At 63.5% G+C, this 5,426-nt stretch carries 8 protein-coding genes and 1 pseudogene; 5 read left to right on the top strand and 4 right to left on the bottom strand.

Going from position 1 to position 5,426, the window contains the following annotated elements:
* Nucleotides 1-288, top strand: a 288-nt coding sequence (locus C3B61_RS19995; RefSeq protein WP_208858861.1) for a hypothetical protein, incomplete at its 5' end; no start/stop codon positions are given.
* A gap of 43 nt (nucleotides 289-331) precedes the next feature.
* Here the strand turns inward: C3B61_RS19995 and C3B61_RS18695 are convergent.
* Nucleotides 332-733, bottom strand: a complete 402-nt coding sequence (locus C3B61_RS18695; protein WP_103461988.1) for a nuclear transport factor 2 family protein — start codon at nucleotides 731-733, stop codon at nucleotides 332-334.
* Between the two features lie 78 nt (nucleotides 734-811).
* Here C3B61_RS18695 and C3B61_RS18690 point away from each other — a divergent pair, with 78 nt between their 5' ends.
* On the top strand, nucleotides 812-1,192 hold the full coding sequence (locus C3B61_RS18690) for a winged helix-turn-helix transcriptional regulator (RefSeq protein WP_103461985.1): 381 nt from the start codon (nucleotides 812-814) through the stop codon (nucleotides 1,190-1,192).
* A 34-nt stretch (nucleotides 1,193-1,226) separates the two neighbouring features.
* Here C3B61_RS18690 and C3B61_RS18685 read toward each other — a convergent pair whose 3' ends face one another.
* On the bottom strand, nucleotides 1,227-1,616 hold the full coding sequence (locus C3B61_RS18685; protein ID WP_103461984.1) for a winged helix-turn-helix transcriptional regulator: 390 nt from the start codon (nucleotides 1,614-1,616) through the stop codon (nucleotides 1,227-1,229).
* Between the two features lie 64 nt (nucleotides 1,617-1,680).
* Between C3B61_RS18685 and C3B61_RS18680 the strand changes: the two genes are divergently transcribed.
* A complete protein-coding gene (locus C3B61_RS18680; protein WP_103461987.1) occupies nucleotides 1,681-2,523 on the top strand; it encodes an SDR family oxidoreductase in 843 nt (280 codons plus the stop codon).
* A 442-nt stretch (nucleotides 2,524-2,965) separates the two neighbouring features.
* Nucleotides 2,966-3,124 (top strand): hypothetical protein, encoded by a 159-nt coding sequence (locus C3B61_RS19815; RefSeq protein WP_165791226.1) that lies wholly within the window; start codon nucleotides 2,966-2,968, stop codon nucleotides 3,122-3,124.
* A gap of 54 nt (nucleotides 3,125-3,178) precedes the next feature.
* On the opposite strand, the gene C3B61_RS18675 is transcribed toward C3B61_RS19815, so the two are convergent.
* The gene (locus C3B61_RS18675; RefSeq protein ID WP_198416813.1) at nucleotides 3,179-4,033 is read right to left on the bottom strand and encodes an NmrA family NAD(P)-binding protein; all 855 of its coding nucleotides are present in this window, start codon (nucleotides 4,031-4,033) and stop codon (nucleotides 3,179-3,181) included.
* A gap of 304 nt (nucleotides 4,034-4,337) precedes the next feature.
* Between C3B61_RS18675 and C3B61_RS18670 the strand changes: the two genes are divergently transcribed.
* Nucleotides 4,338-4,937 carry a DUF6611 family protein gene (locus tag C3B61_RS18670; RefSeq protein ID WP_133160370.1) on the top strand — a complete coding sequence of 200 codons (600 nt, stop codon included), beginning with the start codon at nucleotides 4,338-4,340 and terminating at the stop codon, nucleotides 4,935-4,937.
* 211 nt (nucleotides 4,938-5,148) lie between these two features.
* Here the strand turns inward: C3B61_RS18670 and C3B61_RS19990 are convergent.
* Nucleotides 5,149-5,426, bottom strand: a pseudogene (locus tag C3B61_RS19990) (hypothetical protein); the annotation flags it as partial.

Raw genomic sequence — 5,426 nt, 5'->3', positions numbered from 1 at the left:
GGGGGGGCGACGCTTTGGGGTGGTCAACATGATCGCAACAACTTTGCTCTGTCTGGCCGTGATCGTCATGTGCGCGACGGGGCCGATCATGTGGTGGACTCGGCGTGGCACGGCCTCCGGGACGGCGGCTCCCCGTGCCAAGCTGCCGACCGGGTCTTGCTCGCGGCTATCGCGGCTCTCGACGTCTTACTACCGTTGTCCGGGCTGTCGCTGCTGATCGTCCTCGCGCTGGACCAGCTGCTGATCCGCAGGGGGCCCCGGTTGCGCCGTTTCTTAAGAACGGCGTAACCGAGTCGCCCACGCGAGTCAGATCAACAGCGCTGTCACTGGGTTAGTTCAGACCCCAGAAGGCATCTTCAGCGGGACCGTCTTCGGAGAACAGTCGTACCTCGACGATCTTGCCGCCTCGGACTGTGAGCAGATCGATGCCAGCCATGTCCATGGTCGCTTCGGCGCTGTTTCCTGAGAACCGCACCGGCACCGCGACCACGTCACCATTGACCATCGGGGGACCGGCGACGGCGAGTTGAAAACTGCCTGCGCTGGCTTCCATCATTCCGCTGAGGAGGGCGCCGACCCCGGCCACGCCATGGTGGTCTCCCGAGAATTGGTGGGCGCCGGGCTGGTGCCAGAGGACGTCGTCGCTGAACTGGGCCATCACGGTGGGGATATCGCCGCGGCCAAGGGCGGCGAAATAGGTCTCAGCAACGGCTGCGGGGATGGGCTCGGTCATTTTGGTGGCTCCTTCGTCGGTGTGTTCACCCATAGTCACAGATGGTAACTTGTTACCTCAACGTAACTAAGGAGACGCATGTCGAACGCGACCCCGGTATGGAACGTCATGTTGGCGACATGCCCCTCCCGAACCTCGTTGGCGAAGATCGCCAACAAGTGGACCGCGATGATCGTCATCACGCTCAGTGACGGCCCGGCCCGGTTCGGTGCCATCCGCGAGAGCGTCGGGGGCATCAGCGGCAAGGTGCTCTCGGGAACGCTTCGCGACCTGGAACGGGACGGGGTCCTCACCAGAACCGCGTACGACGAGATGCCCCCTCGAGTGGAATACGAACTCACGTCGTTGGGGCGGACGCTACGTGAGCCTCTGACCGCCTTGGGCATCTGGGCGGAGCAGCACATCGAAGCGGTTCTAGACGCCCGAGACGCCTACGATCAACGGCCGACGGACAGGTGACGCAACCGGCGTCCACGTGAAGTCCGGGTGCCCGCTACGCGCTCGCGGGTTCGGTGGCACCGGTCACACAGGACGCGGGCAGCGGGACGGCGCTTTCAGCGTCGATCATCGGCACCGTAGCCGCCCAGGTGTTCATCGCTTCCAATACGGGGCGCAGCGCTTCACCCGACGCCGTCAGCTCGTAGACCACACGAGGAGGGATCTCGGCATACACGGTCCTCGTTACGAGCCCGTAGGTTTCAAAGCGGCGAAGCCGGTTCGTGAGAGTGTGGGCGCTGATACCAGTCAGCGCATCGCGCAGCTCAGTGAACCGCGCCGGCCCGGTCAGCAGCTCTCTGATGATGAGTGTCGCCCAGGGGCCATCGAGCAGGGTCAGAAATCGGGCAATGCCGCATTCTGGCCAGGGCGTACCGGAGAATGTCATATTTCGAGGCTACTCCATTAGTGCAGTTGACGTAACTAGTGCACCGTGTGCACTAATGGTTCACATGACCTATCTCATTCACGGCGCCACAGGCGCCCAAGGCGGCCCCGTCGTCGCAGCCCTCCGTAAAGCCGGCAAGAACGTCACAGCCGCAGTGCGCAACCCATCCAACTACGAGGGTGATGCTGTCGCCGTCGACTTCACTTCGGTCGCGTCCTTGGAAGAGGCCTACCGCGGAGTAGAGGGTCTTTTCGTGCACCTTCCTATCGGGACTGCCGAACAGCAACTCGCCCACGCGCGGACCATCGTTGAAGCCGTCACGCGCGCCCAGCCCCCACGGGTGGTTGCCTCTACCAGCGGGTACCGCGTGAACACGGCCGAGGCGGGGGAGGACGCCGCGTCGGTTCTCGTGAGGGGACTCATGGCGAGCGGTGTGTCAGTAGCCATCGTTGAACCCCGGCTCTACCTGGAGAACCTCCTTCTGCCTACCGTGAGCGGACCCACCCGTGAAGAGGGAATGCTGCGTTATCCCATCCGCGACGACTACCGGGTGTCGTGGAGCTCGCACCTGGACATCGCCGACGTGGTGGTTCGACTCTTCGATCAGCCCGGGGTCACCGGTGTGGTCGCGGTCGGAGCCCTTCCCGGTCTTCTTGGGGACGACCTGGCAACGGGTTTCGGGACGTATCTTGACCGGGACGTGAGCTTCGAGGCGCAGGATCCGGACGACTTCGGGGCACTCATCACGCCGTTGTTCGGCAAAGCCGGCGCTGACCCGGTTGTTGCGTCCTACCATTGGAGGCTCACTCAGTCCGGTGAGGAGATCGGCAAGGGGGATAGCGCACAGCAGCGTCTCGGTATCGAACCGCGTTCCATCGAACAGTGGCTCCGGGACATCCAGGCTTGACCGGGATCTGATCACCGGGTTGCGTCTCAAAACCCGGCGGGACAATGCGCTGCGCTGGTGGTGGCAGAGCGGAGGGGTTCTTGCGAGTGTTGAGACGCAAGCACCTCTCCGCGCTAATCGTGCGACCTCGTGGACACGTCGACCATCGGTTCGCACGGGCGGGTCCGGCACGTTGCCTTCGCGGGCGATTGCGGCGAGCTGGTCGCTGGCGTGATCACACTGATCGCGAAGTGCCGCTTTGAACGTTTGGCTCCCTCGCGGGTGCCATTTCGCTTTAACAGCGCTCCTTCGGCGCACCAACCTCGACCCGCCGATCAGGGTGGGGGGGTGATCGTCTCCTACCGTCCACCGATCCCCTGGGGAGCGGCACGCGAGAATGACGGACCCGAACACGGGCCAGCTACAAGAGATAAACTCAGTACTCCCTTCGAGAGTGAAGCTCATGAAAAACAACAATGCTCCTGATGGCGAATACACCGATTCTGAGCCAGCAGCAGGACCGTCGGAAGCAAACGGCGAGGGGGCGGAGGTGGAGGGCGAGTACACCGACATGGATACTTCTCACGAGCATCCAACGGGCACGAGCGCGACCTCGTCCTGAAACAGGATCGTAAGCACCGCTGAAAGCTCTACCGAGGCGCGCGCTCGCTCCGAACTATCGCGGAGTCCACACCGAGCGGTCGCGGTGGGCGAACACTGCGAACCCGACTGGGTCGCGACCGAGGACCTGACGGACATCGTCGGTCAGGCCTGCGGCCAGGCCCAGCCGGGCGGTGGTGTAAATCGCCGCAGTGACGAGGACCATGCCCCATGGCAGGCCTAACTTCCTGCGGGCATGCACGATATACCGCAGGACACCGGGCCGCGCGTAGCGGATTGGCCGGCCCAGTTCGTGGGTGAGGATCTCGGCAATCTGCGCATAGGTCAGCGCTTCATTCCCGGTCACCGTCCACGCGGTGTCCACATGCGCTGACGGATTCAGAAGCGCGGCTGCGGCAACGGCTCCGACGTCGTCAACATCCACGAATGCCGTCGCTCCGTTGCGTGCGGGGACCATGATCTCGTCCCGATCGCGAATATCGGTCAGATGGGTGGTGGACAGGTTTTGGTGAAAGAAGGATGCCCGAACGAAAGTCCAGGCCACGCCTGAGCCACGAAGCCACGCCTCGATCGCCGCGTGCGGCACGATGGTGTTCTTCTCGGCTCCCTGCAGCGACAGGAACACGATTTGCGAGATCCCGTGGTCGCGGGCGTACTCCAGCGCCGGGATCATCTGACTTTTCGGTTTCCCCAGGTGCGGCGGGCGCATGAGGAACATTTGCTCCACCCCAGCGAAGGCCGCTTCCCAGGTAGTTGGGTCGGTGAAGTCAAGAGCAACGGCTTCCACCCGGTCGCCGAATACCCGCCGAACCGACGCGACGCTACGACCGGTTGCCCTAACGCGGGCGCCACCATCCAGAAGCTCCTGCACAACCACCTGACCCACATTCCCGGTCGCGCCGGTGACCAATATCGAATTCTTCCGCTCTCGTGCCTGCATCGCGCCCCATCGCCGTCTCCGAGACCTTCGCACGTGGGATTCGTCCCCCATGACAGCATCGGTATGCCCAGTCTCACACCGAAAAATAAACGGGCCGACCCGATCCTGCGGCGAAATTGGAGTTTCTTTCCGCTGCCGCCTCCTCACGACAACCACAGGTGCACGTCAGCTGAGACCTCCAGCGATGGGCCGTCATGGCCAGGTGGTCCGGCGCCGCCAGCGCGAACCGTAGGGAAGTCGTCAGGATTGCGGTATTCGGTGTATGGGTTCCGTATTGATCGTTGAGACGTCGAGTTTCCGGGTCGACGCTTATGAGGTGAATAGCGCGCGAACGCTCAGTTCGGAATTCTTGCTCAGCCGGTGGCTCTCGCCCGTCCTTGATGGACGGTGCAAGTGGGGCGGCTACACGGTCTCGGTCGGCCGTTATGGCAGCGTGGGCCACCGACTGGTGTTGTACCCACCGGGAATCTCGGCGCCTCAACGTCGCTGGGTTCGTCTGTGGCGTGGCTGGATGGTGTCGGGCCTCGTGGGCGTTCTTGGACTTCTCATAACGTTCGGTGCGGTTGGCGCGTCGCGGTTGGTGATTATCACGGCGTGTGTCACGTTCTATGTTTTTGGAACTGTCGTCGTGGCCCGGCGCGCCGGCCCGGTCCGCCGGCAGGTGCTTGAGCTGACGGCGGCGAGATCCCATCTGGCGCCCGATGCGGGGCACGCGCTCGAGTGCGGATATCTGGCGACGCTGGCGGCCACGATGACCAGTGCCGATGCGGCGCTGGCCAGCGGTGTTTCCTCACCCCCAGAGCACGAGATGGTGTGGTGGGGCGTGTTCACGAACGCCCAGGAGCATCTCGCTGCGGCCCGCAACGACCGGTAGCCGCCAATCTTCCTTCCACGGGAGCTGGTGGCTGTCGTGGAGGAAGAAACAGGTGTCGACCTCGTCGCCCCGGAGGGCGATCGAGGGCGCTGTGATCCGGCACCACCGGTTCGGCGTGGACTCTCATTTCAAGCACGCGCCGGACCGCCTGGCCATGATGCTGGACAGGAGAGTCAAATTCCTCCGTGCTGTGATTCTGTGGTTGCAGTAGTCATGCGAGTTGTGCCAGCCAGGTCAATTCAGCGGCGTCAAGCTCGGAGGGTGTCACCGTGTCGTCTTCTAATTGCGGCCTCGCGCGGACATCGCGGAGGGCGACAACACCCGTACAGGGGATGGCGAGCAGGTCACCTTCACGGAGATCGTCGGGCAGCTCCACCATGCCGCGACCGCGACTGGGGGTTTCGTGAGATTCGCCGGAGAGCAGAATCGCGGTGGTGCTCTTGACCGTCGAGGCTCGCCCGATGAGTCGGGTTTCCCGCCAAATCGCGT

The organism is Cryobacterium zongtaii (assembly GCF_002909375.1).
Classification (GTDB): domain Bacteria; phylum Actinomycetota; class Actinomycetes; order Actinomycetales; family Microbacteriaceae; genus Cryobacterium; species Cryobacterium zongtaii.
The sequence above is the reverse complement of the archived record's forward strand: the minus strand, read 5'-3'. Positions and strand labels throughout refer to the sequence as shown.

Coding starts and splice junctions, on each gene's coding strand:
- C3B61_RS18695 (WP_103461988.1), bottom strand. CDS start 733: ATGACCGAGCCCATCCCCGCAGCCGTTGCTGAGACCTATTTCGCCGCC.
- C3B61_RS18690 (WP_103461985.1), top strand. CDS start 812: ATGTCGAACGCGACCCCGGTATGGAACGTCATGTTGGCGACATGCCCC.
- C3B61_RS18685 (WP_103461984.1), bottom strand. CDS start 1,616: ATGACATTCTCCGGTACGCCCTGGCCAGAATGCGGCATTGCCCGATTT.
- C3B61_RS18680 (WP_103461987.1), top strand. CDS start 1,681: ATGACCTATCTCATTCACGGCGCCACAGGCGCCCAAGGCGGCCCCGTC.
- C3B61_RS19815 (WP_165791226.1), top strand. CDS start 2,966: ATGAAAAACAACAATGCTCCTGATGGCGAATACACCGATTCTGAGCCA.